Below are 567 nucleotides of genomic sequence, written 5' to 3'. Positions count from 1 at the left end.
CAAACCTGGCCTGTCGTTTGCGCATCATATGAACCATCTCGATGCCCGAGAGGATAATTTTGGCGGTTGTCGTTGACTTGAAGCCGAGCATGGACCGGACGCGGCGCTTGATGCGCCTATGATCCTGTTCGATGCGGTTGTTGAAATACTGGCTCTTGCGGATTCTGATCGGCTTCAGTGCTCGTCGCGATCGATCCCGCAGGCGATTTTCAAGATCGCAAGATCGGATGGCCTCGTGATTGGTCTGGCTGCCGTCGATGGCGATACGTTCCGGCCTGCCATGGCGCTGCAGGGCCTTCCGTAAGAAGCTTTTGGCCGCCGGCAGGTCACGGTTTTCGCTGAAAAAGAATTCGACCGTATCGCCCACGCTGTCGACGGCGCGGTAGAGATACATCCAGCGACCACGCACCCGGACATAAGTTTCATCAACGTGCCACTTGCCGGTGACCGGACGTTTTCTCCGGTTGAAGCGTTCAAGCAGCAGAGGCGAAAAATGCACGACCCAGCGGTGGACAGTGGAATGGTCGACGTGAATGCCGCGCTCGGCCATCATCTCTTCCAGATCGC

The 567-nt window shown here is 57.1% G+C and carries 1 protein-coding gene; it reads right to left on the bottom strand.

Annotation, left to right across the window (positions count from 1 at the left end; translation table 11 throughout):
• A partial coding sequence (locus NKJ23_RS34580; RefSeq protein ID WP_352685208.1) for an IS6 family transposase occupies positions 1-567 on the bottom strand: 567 nt, incomplete at both ends.

The sequence above is a fragment of the Mesorhizobium sp. M0184 genome, from assembly GCF_040322215.1.
Lineage (GTDB): Bacteria > Pseudomonadota > Alphaproteobacteria > Rhizobiales > Rhizobiaceae > Mesorhizobium.
Note: the sequence above shows the minus strand (reverse complement) of the source record. Positions and strands in the feature narration are given on the sequence as shown.